Source organism: Microbacterium lemovicicum (assembly GCF_003991875.1).
In the GTDB taxonomy this organism is placed as follows: domain Bacteria; phylum Actinomycetota; class Actinomycetes; order Actinomycetales; family Microbacteriaceae; genus Microbacterium; species Microbacterium lemovicicum.
In genome coordinates this window covers 506,288-521,751 of sequence record NZ_CP031423.1, presented here as the reverse complement: position 1 = coordinate 521,751, position 15,464 = coordinate 506,288, and the positions used below count along the sequence as shown (strand labels likewise).

15 protein-coding genes are annotated in these 15,464 nt (G+C 68.8%); 13 read left to right on the top strand and 2 right to left on the bottom strand.

Going from position 1 to position 15,464, the window contains the following annotated elements; all coding sequences use genetic code 11:
* Positions 1 to 139 precede the first annotated feature (139 nt).
* From CVS47_RS02435 to CVS47_RS02395, 9 genes are all read left to right on the top strand, one after another.
* Positions 140 to 982 (top strand): glycosyltransferase, encoded by an 843-nt coding sequence (locus CVS47_RS02435; RefSeq protein ID WP_164734585.1) that lies wholly within the window; start codon positions 140 to 142, stop codon positions 980 to 982.
* An 83-nt stretch (positions 983 to 1,065) separates the two neighbouring features.
* Positions 1,066 to 1,812: a polysaccharide pyruvyl transferase family protein gene (locus CVS47_RS02430; RefSeq protein WP_127094661.1), complete on the top strand. Its 747-nt coding sequence runs from the start codon at positions 1,066 to 1,068 to the stop codon at positions 1,810 to 1,812.
* Entirely contained in the window at positions 1,809 to 2,744 is a 936-nt protein-coding gene (locus CVS47_RS02425; protein WP_127094660.1) for a glycosyltransferase, read from the top strand. Before CVS47_RS02430 ends, CVS47_RS02425 begins: the two co-directional genes overlap by 4 nt.
* Complete coding sequence (locus tag CVS47_RS02420) at positions 2,741 to 3,991, top strand: glycosyltransferase (RefSeq protein ID WP_127094659.1); 1,251 nt, start codon at positions 2,741 to 2,743, stop codon at positions 3,989 to 3,991. Before CVS47_RS02425 ends, CVS47_RS02420 begins: the two co-directional genes overlap by 4 nt.
* Before the next feature lie 26 nt (positions 3,992 to 4,017).
* Positions 4,018 to 5,328 (top strand): UDP-glucose dehydrogenase family protein, encoded by a 1,311-nt coding sequence (locus tag CVS47_RS02415; protein WP_127094658.1) that lies wholly within the window; start codon positions 4,018 to 4,020, stop codon positions 5,326 to 5,328.
* A 416-nt stretch (positions 5,329 to 5,744) separates the two neighbouring features.
* Entirely contained in the window at positions 5,745 to 6,578 is an 834-nt protein-coding gene (locus CVS47_RS02410; RefSeq protein WP_164734584.1) for an AraC family transcriptional regulator, read from the top strand.
* Between the two features lie 221 nt (positions 6,579 to 6,799).
* Entirely contained in the window at positions 6,800 to 7,459 is a 660-nt protein-coding gene (locus CVS47_RS02405) for a hypothetical protein (RefSeq protein ID WP_127094656.1), read from the top strand.
* Between the two features lie 240 nt (positions 7,460 to 7,699).
* The gene (locus CVS47_RS02400) at positions 7,700 to 8,302 is read left to right on the top strand and encodes a hypothetical protein (RefSeq protein WP_127094655.1); all 603 of its coding nucleotides are present in this window, start codon (positions 7,700 to 7,702) and stop codon (positions 8,300 to 8,302) included.
* A gap of 5 nt (positions 8,303 to 8,307) precedes the next feature.
* Complete coding sequence (locus tag CVS47_RS02395; RefSeq protein ID WP_127094654.1) at positions 8,308 to 9,270, top strand: nucleotidyltransferase family protein; 963 nt, start codon at positions 8,308 to 8,310, stop codon at positions 9,268 to 9,270.
* Between the two features lie 8 nt (positions 9,271 to 9,278).
* Here CVS47_RS02395 and CVS47_RS02390 read toward each other — a convergent pair whose 3' ends face one another.
* On the bottom strand, positions 9,279 to 9,794 hold the full coding sequence (locus CVS47_RS02390; RefSeq protein ID WP_127094653.1) for a hypothetical protein: 516 nt from the start codon (positions 9,792 to 9,794) through the stop codon (positions 9,279 to 9,281).
* Between the two features lie 238 nt (positions 9,795 to 10,032).
* Between CVS47_RS02390 and lepB the strand changes: the two genes are divergently transcribed.
* Positions 10,033 to 10,731: a signal peptidase I gene (gene lepB, locus CVS47_RS02385; protein WP_164734583.1), complete on the top strand. Its 699-nt coding sequence runs from the start codon at positions 10,033 to 10,035 to the stop codon at positions 10,729 to 10,731.
* Positions 10,732 to 10,777: 46 nt separating this feature from the next.
* On the opposite strand, the gene CVS47_RS02380 is transcribed toward lepB, so the two are convergent.
* Positions 10,778 to 12,169 (bottom strand): PqqD family peptide modification chaperone, encoded by a 1,392-nt coding sequence (locus CVS47_RS02380; RefSeq protein ID WP_127094651.1) that lies wholly within the window; start codon positions 12,167 to 12,169, stop codon positions 10,778 to 10,780.
* A gap of 110 nt (positions 12,170 to 12,279) precedes the next feature.
* Between CVS47_RS02380 and CVS47_RS02375 the strand changes: the two genes are divergently transcribed.
* The 3 genes from CVS47_RS02375 (at position 12,280) to CVS47_RS02365 (ending at position 15,401) form a co-directional block, all read left to right on the top strand.
* A complete protein-coding gene (locus tag CVS47_RS02375; RefSeq protein WP_127094650.1) occupies positions 12,280 to 13,131 on the top strand; it encodes a hypothetical protein in 852 nt (283 codons plus the stop codon).
* A 50-nt stretch (positions 13,132 to 13,181) separates the two neighbouring features.
* A complete protein-coding gene (locus tag CVS47_RS02370; RefSeq protein ID WP_127094649.1) occupies positions 13,182 to 14,225 on the top strand; it encodes a glycoside hydrolase family 6 protein in 1,044 nt (347 codons plus the stop codon).
* Between the two features lie 204 nt (positions 14,226 to 14,429).
* Positions 14,430 to 15,401, top strand: coding sequence for a response regulator transcription factor (locus CVS47_RS02365; RefSeq protein ID WP_127094648.1), 972 nt, complete (start codon positions 14,430 to 14,432; stop codon positions 15,399 to 15,401).
* Positions 15,402 to 15,464 lie beyond the last annotated feature (63 nt).

The window sequence follows — 15,464 nt, the reverse complement described above, 5'->3', positions numbered from 1 at the left end:
GTGAACTACCTCGCGACAACAGACGCGCATTCCGCGCCATCGTGTTGACTGCGCCCGCTCCTGTAGCTTAGGCGAAACATACCCCGCATAGGATTTCATCGTTTTGCTGATGTGGAGCCGACGTGAACGGGCGGGGAATGTGGCTGCGGAGTTCGACCACCTGGTGCTCACCAAATTCAACATCTTAACGACGCCGGAGTACGGTCCTGCCGCGCGACGTCTCGAGGACGCCTGGCTTGAGCGTCGGCTCGCGGAGTTCGAGACCTTCTCGCTGCCCTCCCTGAGGAGTCAGTCGACGAAAACCTTCAGATGGCTCATCTTCTGCGATGACGAGAGCCCCCAGTGGTTCAAGGACCGGATGGCGTCGTATGGACCGCCCGTCGAGCCGGTCTTCGTGTCAGGAATGACCAACGCCACGATGGGGGCACTTCTGCGCGATCGGGGATACACCGGAGCTCGTCCGCTCATCACAACCCGCGTGGATAACGACGATGCGCTCGCGATCGACTTCATCGAGGCTGTTCAATCGGAGTACGCCGGTCAGGACCGCGTCTTCATCAACTTCCCCTGGGGACTGCGGGCATGCGACGGCGCGTTGTTCACCGGCCACTGGAGTTCCAACCCCTTCATGTCACTCATCGAGCAGCCCTCAGCAGACGGCGCCTTCCTGGGCGTCTACTTCCGCCAGCATCACCTCGTGAAGAAGACGGAGAAGGTCGTCAACGTGCGCCGTCCACCTTCGTGGATCAGGGCCATGCACACGAGCAACACCGTCCAGACCCAGGTCGGCTTGCCACGTCTAGCTGATCGCTCGTCTCTCTTCGAGATCGACTGGAACAGGCTCCCGGAGCCGCCGAGCATGGCGCGGAAGATCCTCATATCTGCGAACGGGTACCGTGCGCGCCTGCAGCGGAGCAGCAAATTCAAGAGGCTGATGGGAAAGCGAATCTCCCAGGCAGCATCTGGCGGGTCATCGTCGTGAGTCGAGGTCGCATAGTCCACTGGAATCCTCGGAAGCGGATCTTTCCAGGCCCGATCGGCAGGATTCTGCGGTGGGGACCCCGGGTGAACAATTTCGGCGACCTCCTCGGCCCTGAGGTTGTGGTCAGATCAGCCCGTCTGCTCGGCGCCCCCGACCCGGTCAATCCCTCAAATGATCTGCTCGCCATCGGTTCGATCATGCATTTCGCACGTAGCGGGGCGACCGTGTGGGGCACCGGCGTGAACGGAAAGATGGACCCACGTCTGCACACGTTCTCAGATCTCGATGTCCGGGCGGTGCGCGGCCCACGGACTCGTGAGTTCCTGCAGAACCGCGGGATCCATGTGCCGGCTGTATTTGGTGATCCTGGACTTCTCGTCCGCCATCTGTGGCAGGACGAGGAGTTACTTCTCCACCGGAATGAATCGCCCGCTGTGGCTATCGTGCCAAACCTCAACGATCTTCCGCATTTCGATGCCAGCGATCCTCGCGTGCTGGATCCCCGCGGCCCCCTCACGGAGGTCCTCGCCCGCATCCGTTGGAGCGACCTCGTCATCGCATCTTCACTCCACGGGCTGATCGTGGCGCATTCCTTCGGAGTGCCGACGGTCATGCTTCGCCCGCAGAGCGAGTCGCTCTTCAAGTACGAGGACTACTTCAGGGGGATCGGGCAGGATCTGCCGCCCCTCGCGGACGACGTGCAAGCGGCGATTCGGATGCGGCCTTCTCCGCTTGTTGAATGGTCCAGCGATTCGCTCCTCGGAGCATTCCCTATTGATCTCTTCAGCGCCAGCAACGCGCGCTCAAGACGAAAGGAAGTGGCCCCATGAGCCGGAGAATGCTGTTCGCGGCTTCGACAGGCGGACACCTGGCTCAGCTGGTCAGGCTTTCCCACCGTTTCGAACCCTCGGAAGACTCACTGTGGGTCACGTTCCGCACGCCGCAGAGCGAGTCGCTGCTCGAGGGTCGGCACGTTCTGCACGTGCCGTACATCCGACCACGCGATTCACGGACGACATTCTCCGTATACAGACAGATACGGCGTCTGCTTCGCGAAGAGCACTTCGACCAGGCCGTCAGCACCGGCGCCGCGCTCGCGGTCGCCGTTCTTCCCGCAGCACGGATGGCTGGCATCAAGTCGACCTACATCGAGAGCGTTTCCCGCGTGGACGGGCCATCGCAGTCAGGAAGAATCCTTAAGGCATTGCGGGCGGCAGATCTCCATACGCAGCACGCCGGGTGGTCTGATCGTCGCTGGCGCGCGATACCCGGCGTCCTCAACGATTTCGAGGCCCATGTCGCCCGCCCCGAGGCAATCAGTCCTCGCCTATTCGTCACCCTCGGGACTATCGAAGGATTTCGTTTCGACGCGATGATCGACGCGATCCTCGCTACCGGACTCGCCGATGATCGAACTGTGTGGCAGGTCGGTGTCACTGCCCGACATGACCTTCCGGGAGAGGTCCGGTCGGAGATGAGTGCGTCGGAGTTCCATGCAGCCGCCGTGGACGCCGATGTAGTCATCACCCATTCCGGTGTGGGAACCATCCTGCAACTCCTCGATGCGGGCATCTACCCGATCGTCGTTCCGAGGAGTAGGCGCTTCGGCGAGCATGTCGACGACCACCAGCACCAGATCGCTCGCGTCGTATCCCAAGGTGGCATAGCGATCTCTTCGATGCCGGGCGACCTCACAGCTGATCTCGTGCGGCGCGCTTCGACCATGGGCGTTTCGCCCCTACGAAAGCGGACGACGGTTTGACGGTCACTAAGCGCGCCGACTATCTGGTCGGCGGTTTCCGCATCTCGATCGGGTCGAACAGCAACACACCTGGGCCACGTACGCACATCGTCAACTTCATCGAGGCTCTGCAGATCGCCGGGATCGAGGTCACTCTGACTCTGGCGTCGTCCCTACCCTTTCTGGGTCGGTTCGCAAGAGTGCGTCAATCCGACTACGGCGGCGTGTCCAACGCGAAGATCCGCATCGCCGACGCGATCCGCATCGGCGCCGGTCTGTGGTCGGGCTTATGCACGTTCGTCCGAACGGCGCGCAGCCCGCGTCCGCACTTCATCTACGAACGCGCGGCAGTTCTTCAGAGCCTGACGAGCTTCCACCGCTGGAAACACGCCACGATCCGGGTAGTGGAAGCCAATGGGATCCTTTCGCGGGAGACTGCGCACGACCGCAAAGTCCTTCGCGCCGAGAAGCTGGCGGCATTGATCGAGCGTCACGTTCTGCGGCGCGCGGATCTCGTGATCTCCGTGAGCCGGCCTCTCGCGGAAGAGATCGTCCGGTTCGCCGCGGTCGATCCCTCCAAGATTCTTGTACTTCCGAACGGCGTGAGGAAGTCGCTCACGCTGGTGCCGCGCAGTCCACGCAGTCCTGGCCGGGTTGTGATCGGCTTCGTCGGATCTGTCGTCGCCTGGCAGCATCTCGACGTCTTCCTTGCGGCCGTCAAGGCCTGCCGGGAACAGATCTTGCGGGAGACGGGCGCCCGGATCGCGGTCGAGATCGTGGGCGAGGGCGGAGACCTCGAACGACTCCAGTCGCTCAGCCGAGAAGAGGGCTGGGAAAACGTCGCCTTCCTCGGACGCTTGAGTCATGCAGAGGCAGTCGAGCGGATCGCCACGTGGCACGTCGGGTTCGCGGGGCATACTAAGTCCTCCAGCAGTGAGATGTACCACTCACCCCTCAAGATCTACGAGTACGCCGCACTGGGTCTAAGCGTTGTTTGCACGCCATCGGGAGACGCGGCGGCGCTGAAGTCGTCCGGGTCCGACGTTCACATCTTCACCGATTGGACCGCTTTGCCGGACGCGCTAAGAGCCGCCCTTCTCCGGGCGACGAGCAATGATGAGGCTCGCATTCGCACACAACGCGAATCCGTCGGGGAGCATCATTCCTGGGACGCCCGCGTAGAGGAATTTCTCGCGCGCCTCGCTCATGTGACACGCTCGCGGAGTGCCAGCCGTAGGCGGAAGCCGATCGACCTGGCCGCCCTTTGACTATCGACCCAAACGAAGGACGTCCTATGCGTTTGTCTGTGATCGGCTGCGGCTACCTAGGCGCGGTGCATGCCGCGGCCATGGCATCCATCGGCCACGACGTCGTCGGTATCGATGTCGACACCCGGAAGATCGAATCCCTGTCGAAGGGTGAGGCTCCCTTCTTCGAGCCCGGGCTGCAGGAGATCCTCGCCGCGGGCATCGAGTCGGGACGCCTCCGCTTCACCACCGAGATGGCGGCGGCCAAGGATGCCTCGGTGCACTTCATCGGCGTCGGAACGCCGCAGCAGGCGGGCGGCTATGCGGCCGACATGACGTACGTGAATGCGGCAGTGGACGGTCTCCTCCCCTACCTCGACGACGGGGACATCGTCGCCGGGAAGTCGACGGTGCCGGTCGGGACGGCGGCCGGGCTCGCTCCTCGCGTGGAGGCCACCGGCGCCACGCTTGTTTGGAATCCTGAGTTCCTCCGCGAGGGCTGGGCTGTCCAGGACACGGTCGACCCCGACCGCCTCGTCGCCGGCGTGCCCAGCGGTACAGCGGGCGAGCGCGCCGCCGACATTCTGCGGGAGGTGTACCACCCCGCGGTCGGGAAGGGCACGCCCTTCATCGTCACAGACCTCGCGACGGCCGAGCTGGTGAAAGTTGCCGCCAATGCCTTCCTGGCCACCAAGATCTCATTCATCAACGCGATGGCGGAAATCGCCGAAGTCACCGGGGCAGACGTGACACAGCTCGCGGAGGCGATCGGACACGACGCGCGGATCGGGCGCCGCTTCCTCGGCGCCGGCATCGGATTCGGCGGCGGGTGCCTGCCGAAGGACATCCGGGCATTCTCCGCTCGAGCCGAAGAGCTGGGCCGCGGTGAGTCCGTGGCCTTCCTCCGTGAGATCGACGCGATCAACCTCCGTCGGCGAGACCGGGCCGTCGAGCTCGTCGTGGAGGCCCTCGCCGGCACGGTGTTCAAGAAGAACATCACCGTGCTCGGGGCAGCGTTCAAGCCGCACAGCGACGACATCCGCGACTCGCCCGCCCTCGATGTGGCGGTGAAGCTTCACGGCCTCGGTGCCCACGTGGCCGTCACGGATCCCGAGGCCATCGCAAATGCGCAGCGAGTCCACCCGCAGCTGACGTACGTCGAGGATCGTGACGAGGCCCTGCGTGCGGCTGACGCGATCATCGTGGTCACGGAATGGGACGAGTACCGTCGCGAGCTCTCTCCGGAGCACGCAGCCACCCTGACCGCTGGACGGATCGTCGTCGACGGCCGCAACTGCCTGGATGCCGCCGCGTGGCGCGCCGCGGGGTGGACGTACTACGGCATGGGTCGCCCCTGAGCCGGCGTAAAGCGGGGGAACCAGTCGGGGCCGGCGCGATCAGATCGCGCCGGCCCCGTGCTGTGTTCCCCAGTGCGGACCGGCCTCTTCCGTCAGCTCCCCAGTAGCCGGAAGAGGCCTCGCGCGCGCTGCAGGGCACGCGCGAGGCCCGATGCCGACCGCCGATCTCTCGGCGGCGACGTCGCCCGGTGCTTCGGGTTCACCAGGCGATGACTCCACGTTAGGAGGGCGTCCCACAAGGCGCCCACGATGAGAGCGCAAGATTGGCGCAATTCATGTAGGTGCGAACTGCGCGACAGTGGTCCCTGCTTTTCGCGACAAAGTCATAGACTTCTCCCAGATCGCCGCAAGGGCGCGGTCGCCCGTTCCCAGAGATTCGATCGGACAACATGCCCAACGGAGCACTACGCAGAGCGATGGCCGCCTGCCTGGACATGGACGCGCCGGCCAGCGGGTTGCTTACGGTGCAGGAGTACCGCTCTGCCATCGTCAGCGCACATCGGCCGCGGGGTCCGCGCTGGCACTGGTCGCCGCGCACGGATGTCGCCCGCACCACGGTCATGATCTTCGCGACCGAGGGTCGCGTCGCCCTGAGCCCCGATCTGCTCCACGCGGACGAGCCGGCCGTCGGGGTCTTGATCCACAGCACCCAGCAGGCCGATATCCACTGGAGCGAAGACGCTCGCGCGACCGTCGTCTGGCTGGACACTGACAACGTGGTCGATGCGAGCGTGCCGGAGGCTCCGTCGCCGTTCGCGCTCGCGGGCACCCCGCTCAATCACGGCATGCTGACGTTCGCCAGCTCCGTCGCACGCCGCGCCGAGGTGCAGACGAGGGTGTCGTCGTATCTGGTCGAACGGCTCCTGGTGGAGATGGCCTACGGCGTCCTCCTCGAGCGCGTCGAGACCGAGCCGCCGTCGCTGCAGTCGGGCCGACCCAGCCACCGGGCTCGGATGCTGCTCCTCCTCAATCGCGCGGATCCGGACTACGGGGTGGAAGACCTCGCGCGAGACCTGCACATGTCGATGCGCAATCTCCAGCGCCTCTTCGCCCGCGAGGGGACGTCGCCGGCGGCAGCGCTTCGTGCACTCCGCCTGGAGCTGGCCCAGTCGCTGCTCGGCGACACCCAGTACGACGCCCTGTCGATCACCGAGATCGCCCGGCACTCCGGCTTCAGCAACACCGCCGCGATGCGCCGGGCATTCCAGGCCCACGGCGCGAAGTCGCCGGCGGAACTCCGCTCGCGCTGACCGCGCGGGTCGCGACGAGCGCTGATACGCCACACGACTCCGGCGTCGCACGCGACAAGACCCAGCGCGACGTGCTGTCCGGCCTGATGCGACGGGTGTGACCGAACAGGTGAATTCCGCGCCACGGCCGTGTTGATCGACGCCAGGACGATCGCCCCATCCGCGGGTTCGGGACAAAGTGACAGCACAACCCACTCACTTTTCCCGAACCTGGAGCTGGAATGACCGACCTCGTTACCCGAAACCCCGCTGACGCCGCCCGCGGGCTCAGCCGCCGCTCCGTGATGAAGGGCGCCGCGTGGTCGGTTCCGGTCATCGTCGCCTCCGCCGCGGCACCCATGGCCGTCGCCTCGGTGAACAATGCGGGACTCGCCTGGACGAGCAGCAACACCGGCCTGCTCACGCTCGGCATCCTCGATTCCGCATCACTGGTCACTGCCCAGACCCTGGTCACCGTTCCCACCCAGCTCACGATCACCAACGGATCCGGTGCGATCTCCGGCGAGTCGGCGACGGTGCAGATCACCGTCGGCCGCCCCTCGGGCATTCCCATCACCGTGGGGCGCGCGCGCGGTTTCGGCGTGCGTCAGTTCGACGGTGCCAGCACTCCGTCCGGATCGCGCACGGCCACCTATCAGTCGGCCCCGATCGTCGGCCAGTTCGGCTTCCCCCTCACCACGTACTCGACCACCGTCCCGGTCACGATCGCTGCCAACGGCTCGCTCAACATCCCGGTGCAGTTCGGGCTCGCGGGCAACTCGACCGGTCTGACGATCGCAGCACTCGCCGACTTCCCCGTGACGACGATCGTGACCATCGGCGGGCGCACCCTCACGGCGGCCACCACGATCTCCGTCCCGGTGGGCGCCGGCATCCTCTGATCCACCCTCCCCCCAACTCCTCGCGGTAGGCGTTCCAGCCCGCACCGGCGGTGTCCCCAGCATCCCGGTCACTCCTCGAGGCACGGCCCTCGTCGCCCGATCTCCCCAGGATCGAGTCGACGGGGGCCCTTTTCGTTCGTTTCGCGACGCCGAAGCGACGATCAGCGCCGCGGGCGAATGCCCTCCGGAGGGTTCGGGAGAGAGTGAGGGGGTTCACCCACCCCAGGAGCTGGATTGCCGATGCTCGAAATCGACGCGGACCGACGCGGTCAGGTCTCCCTGACGCGCTCACTCCTGGGTGGTGCGACGCGGCTCGTGAAGAGCCGCGTGCGGTCGACGGCGGTCTACCGTCCGATCCTCCACTGGACGATGAGCGATGCGGATCACGGCGTCGCGAGCGCGCTCGGCGGCGTCGCCCTGCCGCTCGAGCTCGTGCTCAGCAACGGTTCGCGGCCGATCGAGAGGGAGCCGGCCCTCCTCCAGGTGACCGTGTTCCGTCCCGCGGTCTCCGCGCCGGGCGTCGGTGCGGCACCCGGCTTCGCCGTGGAGCGGTGGAACGGGGAGCGCGTCGCGGAATCCTCCCGCACGGTCGCCTACCGGAGTGCCCCCGTCATCGGACGACACGGCTTCCCGGCGACGACGTTTACGACGACGTCCGTTCTCGACGTGGCAGCCCATGAGACGGTGATCTTCCCGGTGGAGTTCGGCTCCGTCGGCATCGGCTCGGCCGCACATCTCGAGCAGAGCGTCGTCTTCCCGGTCGCTGCCGTGCTCACCGTCGGCGGGCGCTCCCTGCGGGTCACCACGTCGATTACGATGCCGCCCCGGACGGGGATGCTCTGAGCCGGATGCTCGACGGGACCGGCGTCGTCGACGACCGATCGGCGGAAGACACCGGGTCGCCGGTCGCCGAGCTGTCCCTCGCCACCGCCGTCGAGCTGGGTCACGCGTGGCTGCAGGCCCTCTTTGATCGTGCGGGGATCCGCGCGCTGTTCATCAAAGGCCCCGCCCTGCATCGCCACGGGCTCCGCCCGCATCGGACGTCCGGCGACATCGACGTGCTGGTCGACCCCGCCGCGTTCGACGAGCTGTGCGACGCGGTGATCGGCGCCGGCTGGCGCGAACGAGGTTCAACAGTTCTCGGGCGCCACATGGGCAAGCACTCCCGCACGTTCCTCCACGACCGCTGGCCGTGCGACATCGACGTCCACCGTTTCTACCCGGGGATGCTGGCACTCCCGGAGGTCACCTTCGAGCACCTCTGGTCGCGGCGCACGCTGATGGACTTCGCGCACCGCGACTGCGTCGTCCCCGACAGGACGGGCTCGTTCCTCATCCTCGCCCTGCACTCCATGCGCGGCACGGATCGTCAGCCGCGTCACGAGGAGGAGCTCGCGAACCTCCTCCGCCTCGAGCTGACACCGACCGAGCGCCAGGACATCTCGGATCTCGCGCGCCTCACGGGGAGCGCGGAGACGCTCGCCCCCGTGCTGTCGGCGCTCGGCATCTCCGCGGGCGACGACGCCTCAGCCGTCGACCCGGCTCAGGTGCGCGCCTGGCGGGAGCGCGTCGACGCCCGCTCGGGCGCGTACTTCTGGATCTCCGCCTTCCGGCGCGCGTCCATCCGCGAGCGGTCGCAGATCGTCCGCGCCGCCGTCTGGCCGAGCGCCGCTGATCTCCGCCTCGCGCTCCCCCACGTCGGCACCGACCTGCGCTCGATGACGCTCGCGCGCGCGGCCCGCTGGGGCCGCGGCATCCGCTCGCTCCCCCGCGCGGTCCGCGCGATCCGCGCCCACCGGCGGGACCGCTGACGGAGGCGTCAGCGCGACAGGGGCTCGATCGCCGCGGCGATGACCGCGACGGGGCCGTCGGAGATCGGCGACAGCGCCACGTCGTCGTCGGTGCCGAGACCGAGGGCTGCCACACCGGCCACCACGGTCGTCGGCCCGGCGCCGACGTGGAACGCGAACCGCGATCCAGCCGACAGCGACACCGTCACGCTGCCGAAGCGCGTGCAGATGTAGTCGCCCGAGATCGCGGTGCGCATTCCGAATTCGTCGCGCCAGACGGTGCGGTACGCGTCGCGCTCATCGTCGTCGGACGAGATCCGCGGCACGTGCCCCTCTCCGTTCGGCCCGCCGCCCGTGGTGCTCTCCACCCGCGCGCGCGCCTCCTCCGGATTCCGGCCGCGGGCGTTCGTCACGAACGACACCAGCACGGTGAGGTCGTGCAAGGAATGGTTGCGCAGCACGATGGCGCTTCCGTCCTCGACGACGAGATCGACGAGACCCGCCCCCTTCGAAAGGGCGCTCTCCTGCACAGCAGAATTGACCATACGACTCCCCAGTCACGTAATCGCGCGCCTGCCGGCATCGCGACGATCGGTCCCCAAACCTCTCGCCACGACCTTTCACCGGTCGACGACACCTTGACTATAGCCGTCGGCCCTTCGCACACCAGAGGACGGGCGCCTTCGCACCCGGATCTGGCGGAATTCGGCGCGTCGGGGACGTCCGGTGGCGCGTAAGGGACCGGCGGACGTCCCCGATCCGCCGCATCGATACCCTCGGAACGTGACGGATGCCGCCCCCCGACCGCTCTGGAGGCGCATCGGCGGCAGCGTGTGGTTCCATCTCCTCGCCGCCTTCGTGGTGTTCGGCCTGCTCCTCACCTTCGTGGCCAAGCCGTACGCCGTGCCGTCCGCGTCGATGGACGCGACCCTGCAGAACGGCGACCGGATCCTCGTGAACCGGCTGGCGTATGTCGGCGCCGCACCGGGCATGGGTGATGTGGTCGTGTTCGACGCCGGTGCGGCGTGGGACGGCGGCGAGCAGCCCTCCGGCGGCGCCCTGAAGGACGCCGCTCGCTGGGTGGGCGAGGTGACCGGGTTCGGGCCGACCGGCCCGCACACCCTCGTCAAGCGGATCATCGGGCTGCCCGGTCAGAGAGTGGCCTGCTGCTCGGCCGAGGGGGCTGTGGAGGTCGACGGCACACCCCTCGCGGAGGACTACGTCAGCAATGACCTTCCGTTCGTCCCCGGCTCGCTCGACTGTGCGACCGAGGCGCGATCGCCCCGCTGCTTCGACGAGGTGGTGGTGCCCGCCGGCTCCTACCTCGTGCTCGGTGACAACAGGGGCAACTCGTCGGATTCCGCCGCGTTCTGCCGTGCTCCCGGGGCGGATGACGGATGCTGGCGGTGGGCCACCCGCGACGGGCTGGTCGGCAGGGCCGCCGCCGTCATCTGGCCGATCCCGCGCTGGGCCGGTCTGTAGGCGGCTGCTTCGGGTCCACCGCGCCGCCCAGCCCGGCGCTGACGCGTCAGGGCTGTGGACGCGCCTCGATCAGGCCGCCGTCGAGGAGGTGCGCGAGGAAGTCCGAGACGTCGGCCGCGATGTCGTCGGGCGCCTCCATCCCCGCGGCCTCGGCCGTGCGCGACGTGATCGCCGCGACGTCGTCGCCCGATGGGCCGCCCGCGACGACGGCGTCCCAGATCACGGCCGCCGAGCCTTCGAGGGTGACCGGCTCCGCTGCTTCCGCCGACAGTCGCAGCACCACCGCCCGGTCGGGCTCGTCCACCCACGCCACGTCGTCTGCCACGGCCCAGCGCACGGCGTCGGCGCGGCGGAGCACGCCCTCGGCGAGAAGGTCGTCCACCGCCGTCGACACGGCGGCCGCGGCATCCATCCCCTCCGGCTCTCCGTATCGCTCGACGGCCGCGCAAACGAGCTCCTCGAGGGTCGCGTCCGCGGCGGCGCGCCAGATCGCGGGGGCAAGGCCCGACAGCACGCGGACGACGCCCTGCCCCGCCTCGTCGGTGTGCAGCACGATGAGGCGGTCGGGATCGTCCAGCTGCACGGCGTCCACGGCGTCCGTGCGGGTGTAGCGCGCGCCCGGCGCCCGGTCGGCGGATGCGGCGGGCAGCGGCAGGTCGGCGGCGACGGCTGCGGGCGCGGGCGCGGGCTGCGCGCTGTCGAGGATCCGCCGGATCGTCCGGTCGAGCGTCTCGGCCTCTCGGTAGGTCACCCGCCGGATCCCGCCGACGGCCGCCGCGTGACCGGCGACGGTCTGCAGCGGGCGCGGAAGGGACGCGAGGAAGCTCGTCTGGGCGACGAGCTCGGCCAGGGCGTCGCCGAGGTCGACCTCCTCCACCTCCGGCTCGTCCGGTCCGTCCGGGCGCCGCTCCAGCAGCACGATCGCGCCGAGCCGCAGCGGGACGTCGGGGAGGTCTCCGAGACCGAGGGAGCGGGGGGCGCGCTGCACCTTAGGGTGCTGGACGCCGTTCTCGATGATCGACAGCGGCTTGCGGTACGGGTGGACGGTGCCGTCGTCGTCGACGGCGACCGTCTCGTCCGAGACGTAGCCGAAGCGGCGTCCGAGCGTGCGGGACGCCGTCGTCTTGCCCCGGCCCGATGGGCCGATGAGCGCGGCCACCCGACCGTCCTCCCGCGCGAGACCGGCCGCGTGCAGCATCCATCGCCGCGCGCGGGCGTTGTCGATGGCGGCGAGCGTGACACGTTGCGACAGATCGCTGAGCATCTCCGGCGTGGAGGTGGTGGCGTTCGCCGTGACCGTGGGCCCGCCCTCGCCGTCGCCCGGTACCGTCGCGTCAGCCCACGCGTCGCTCACGGCGGTCATCGCGTCGCCATCGAGCGCGGAGGTCTCGATCCGCACCGGGGCGCCGAGGGCGCTGACGACGATATACCGGTCCACGCGTTCAGGGTAGGACAGATTCCGTCGCTTGGGAGCGCTGCCATCCGTCCCGCGACGGATCGTCGCGCAGTGTCGGACGTGATGTCGCTTCTTCGCATTACCCTGAGGAGATGGCGGCCGCGTCCTCGACGTCCCCCGAGAGGACCTACCGCTATCTCCGGCTCGGCGTCGTGGGGACCGTCGTCGTCATCTTCGTGTCGGTGTCGGTGGCGGCGGGGCGCGTCGGATGGCTCCCAGCGCTGAGCGACTACTACTACACGCCCGCGCGCAACGCCTTCGTCGGTGCTCTCGTCGCGGTCTCCCTCGCTCTTCTCGTTCTGTCGGGCCGCGGGGCCGACCGCGCGCTGCTGGACGGCGCGGCCGTGTTCGGCCCGCTCATCGCGCTGATTCCCACCACCGTGGTGCCCGGGACGATCCCGGGAGTGGACGTCGCGTGCCCGTCACGCTGCCTTCCCCCCGACGCCGTCGACGCCGCCGCCGACGGCGTCGCGACCTATCTCATCGTCGGCGCACTCGTCGTGCTGACGGCCGTCATCCTCGTCATCACGGGCCAGGTCACCGCTTCGCGCGTCCGCTCCAGCCTCATCGGCTCCGCCGGGGTGCTCGTGAGCGTCGCCGCGTGCTGGCTCGGCGCGCGCGACGCCTTCCTCGCGCAGGGGCACTTCGTCGCGACGGTCATCTTCTTCGCCCTGTTCGCACTCGTGGCGATCCGCAGCGCGTTCCCGTCCCGACTCTCGCCGCCGCCACGGCGCTATCGGGTGGCCTACTCGCTCGTCGCCGGCCTGCTGCTCCTGGTACTCGCGGTCTATGTCGTCTCGGCCATCCGGGCCGGCGACGGCGCCGCGCCGTCCCTCCTGTTCGCGGAGTCCGCCGCGCTGGCCCTCTTCAGCGCGTTCTGGCTCGTGCAGACCGTCGAGAAGTGGCGGCAGAGCGACCCCGCGCTTCTTCCCGCTCGCAGCTGACTCGGATGCTGCGCCCGCCGGCCCTGGAGGGCGCTGAGTAGAGTCGGGCCGTGGCAGACAAGCGCCCCACTGCGAGGGGATCCCGCCCCTCGGCGGGCGCCGAGAAGCGCTGGGAACGATCGCCCTCCCGCCTCACCGTGCTCGTGACGGCGATCGTGGGAAGCGTGCTGACCCTCGCCGTGGCAGGAGTGATCGTGATCGCGTTGACCTTCTCCCCCGCCGACCGGGCGCCGACGCCCGGCATCCGCCTCGTTGTCAACACCGACACCGCAGCCGTCGAGGCTGCGGACTCGACGGCCGAAGGATCCGCGGAGAAGGCCGCCGCGGCCTACCTCGCGCAGCAGCCGACGGCGTCCTGGCTCACCCCCGAGGCCTATCCGATCGGCTCGGTCGGGCCGCGCGTGCGTGCCCTCCTCGACGAGGCCCACGCCCAGAGCGCGACGGCGACGATCGTCGTGTACGGGCTGCCCGAGCGCGACTGCGGGAGCTTCTCCGCCGGCGGCCTCAGCCCCGGGGAGTATCCCGCGTGGACGACCGAGATCGGCGACGAGCTCCGCGCCGACGGCGGGGGACGCACGATCCTCATCCTGGAACCGGACAGCCTCGCCCTCGCGCCCGAGTGCGGCAACGAAGCGGCTCGGTTCTCCCAGCTGCGCGCCGCGGCCGACGCCCTCGCCTCGCCGGGCACCTACATCTACCTGGACGGCGGCCACTCGAACTGGCTGCCGGCGCAGCAGATGGCCGAGCTCCTGCGGGGCGCCGGGGTGGAGGACGTCCGCGGCTTCGTCACCAACGTCTCGAACTACAACGCGACCGATCGGGAGATCGACTACGCCCACCGGCTCGCAGGGCTCCTCCCCGGCGCCCACGCCGTCATCGACACCTCGCGCAACGGCAGCGGGTCGGACGGCCAGTGGTGCAATCCCCCGGACCGGCTCCTCGGTCAGCAGGGCGGAACGGTCGGCGATGACGTGGTCGACGCGAACCTCTGGGTCAAAGTGCCCGGCGAGAGCGACGGGACGTGCAACGGCGGCCCGCCGGCGGGCACCTGGTGGCCGGAGGCTGCCGTGACCCTCACGCGCGAGGTGCGCTGAAGAACGCCCGCTCACGCGCCAGCTGACATCCCTCACGCGCCATGTCTTCTCCCGCTCGAGGAGCGGCGGCACGCGTGACGCCGGACGATCGGACAGGCGTCGCACGCGGTGTGACAGGATGCGAAGCCAGCACTCCATCCCGCTCGCCCGAGGGGTTCGACAGATGCCGCACCGGCCCCTTGACAGTTCGATTGGAGCATTCCCATGACCGAGACGACGCCTGCTGGTCGCACGGCCGTGATCGTGGAGGACGACGCCGACCTCCGCCACCTGCTGGTGGACGTCCTCGAGGCCGCGGGTTTCTCGACCGTCTCGGTCGGCAACGGCATCGACGGCATCCAGGCGGTGCTGTCCTATCAGCCGCTGATCACCACGCTCGATGTGAACATGCCCGGTCTCGACGGGATCGAGGCCGCCCGGCGCATCCGCGCCCAGAGCGACACCTACATCATCATGATCACCGCGATGGGCGAAGAGGCCGACGTCGTCCTCGGACTGAGCGCCGGAGCGGACGAGTACATCACCAAGCCGTTCCGCCCCCGAGAGTTCCGCGCGCGCGTGGAGGCGATGCTCCGTCGTCCGCGGTCCGCGACGCCGCAGACGCCGGTGCGCACGCAGGAAAGCGCCGGCCCCTCCTTCCCCGGCGCACGGCCGCAGGTGACCTCCACCGCCGAGGTGCGCGTGCCCGCGGCATCCGCAGAGCCGGCGCAGATCCCGATCCTCACCTCCGCGCCGTCCGGCGGAGCCGCGCCGACGTCGACGGGCGCCGGCGTCCTGGTGCAGCGGGTGGCGGACGCGGGCGTCATCGCCACCACGCAGCTCGACACCGAGGGCTCCTGGCTCGCGCACCGCAACCTCCGCCTCGACCTCGACAGCCGCATCGTTCTCATCGACGGCGCCGAAGTCGACCTCACCCGGACGGAGTTCGACCTGCTCGCGGCTCTCATGGAATCGCGCCGACGGGTGCGCAGCAAGGCGGACCTCACGCTGGTGCTGCGCGGCGAGTCGTACGTGACCACATACTTCGTCGGCGAGGCCGACAAGCGGGCGATCGAGGCGCACATGACGAACCTGCGCCGCAAGATCGGCGACAGCCCCGCACAGCCTCGATTCATCGAGACCGTGCGGGGCGTCGGTTACCGTCTCACGTCCGATCAGTCGGCTCCCTCTGCCTGACCGTCCGGCTCCACCTCCCCAGGTGAGGAACCGCGTGACGTGAGCGTTCTGAGTTCCCCCGAA

Excerpts from the sequence above, each read along its gene's own strand:
- CVS47_RS02390 (WP_127094653.1), bottom strand. The coding sequence starts at position 9,794 with ATGGTCAATTCTGCTGTGCAGGAGAGCGCCCTTTCGAAGGGGGCGGGT.
- CVS47_RS02410 (WP_164734584.1), top strand. The coding sequence starts at position 5,745 with ATGGCCGCCTGCCTGGACATGGACGCGCCGGCCAGCGGGTTGCTTACG.
- CVS47_RS02365 (WP_127094648.1), top strand. The coding sequence starts at position 14,430 with ATGACCGAGACGACGCCTGCTGGTCGCACGGCCGTGATCGTGGAGGAC.
- CVS47_RS02395 (WP_127094654.1), top strand. The coding sequence starts at position 8,308 with ATGCTCGACGGGACCGGCGTCGTCGACGACCGATCGGCGGAAGACACC.
- CVS47_RS02425 (WP_127094660.1), top strand. The coding sequence starts at position 1,809 with ATGAGCCGGAGAATGCTGTTCGCGGCTTCGACAGGCGGACACCTGGCT.
- CVS47_RS02400 (WP_127094655.1), top strand. The coding sequence starts at position 7,700 with ATGCTCGAAATCGACGCGGACCGACGCGGTCAGGTCTCCCTGACGCGC.
- CVS47_RS02375 (WP_127094650.1), top strand. The coding sequence starts at position 12,280 with ATGGCGGCCGCGTCCTCGACGTCCCCCGAGAGGACCTACCGCTATCTC.
- CVS47_RS02405 (WP_127094656.1), top strand. The coding sequence starts at position 6,800 with ATGACCGACCTCGTTACCCGAAACCCCGCTGACGCCGCCCGCGGGCTC.
- CVS47_RS02415 (WP_127094658.1), top strand. The coding sequence starts at position 4,018 with ATGCGTTTGTCTGTGATCGGCTGCGGCTACCTAGGCGCGGTGCATGCC.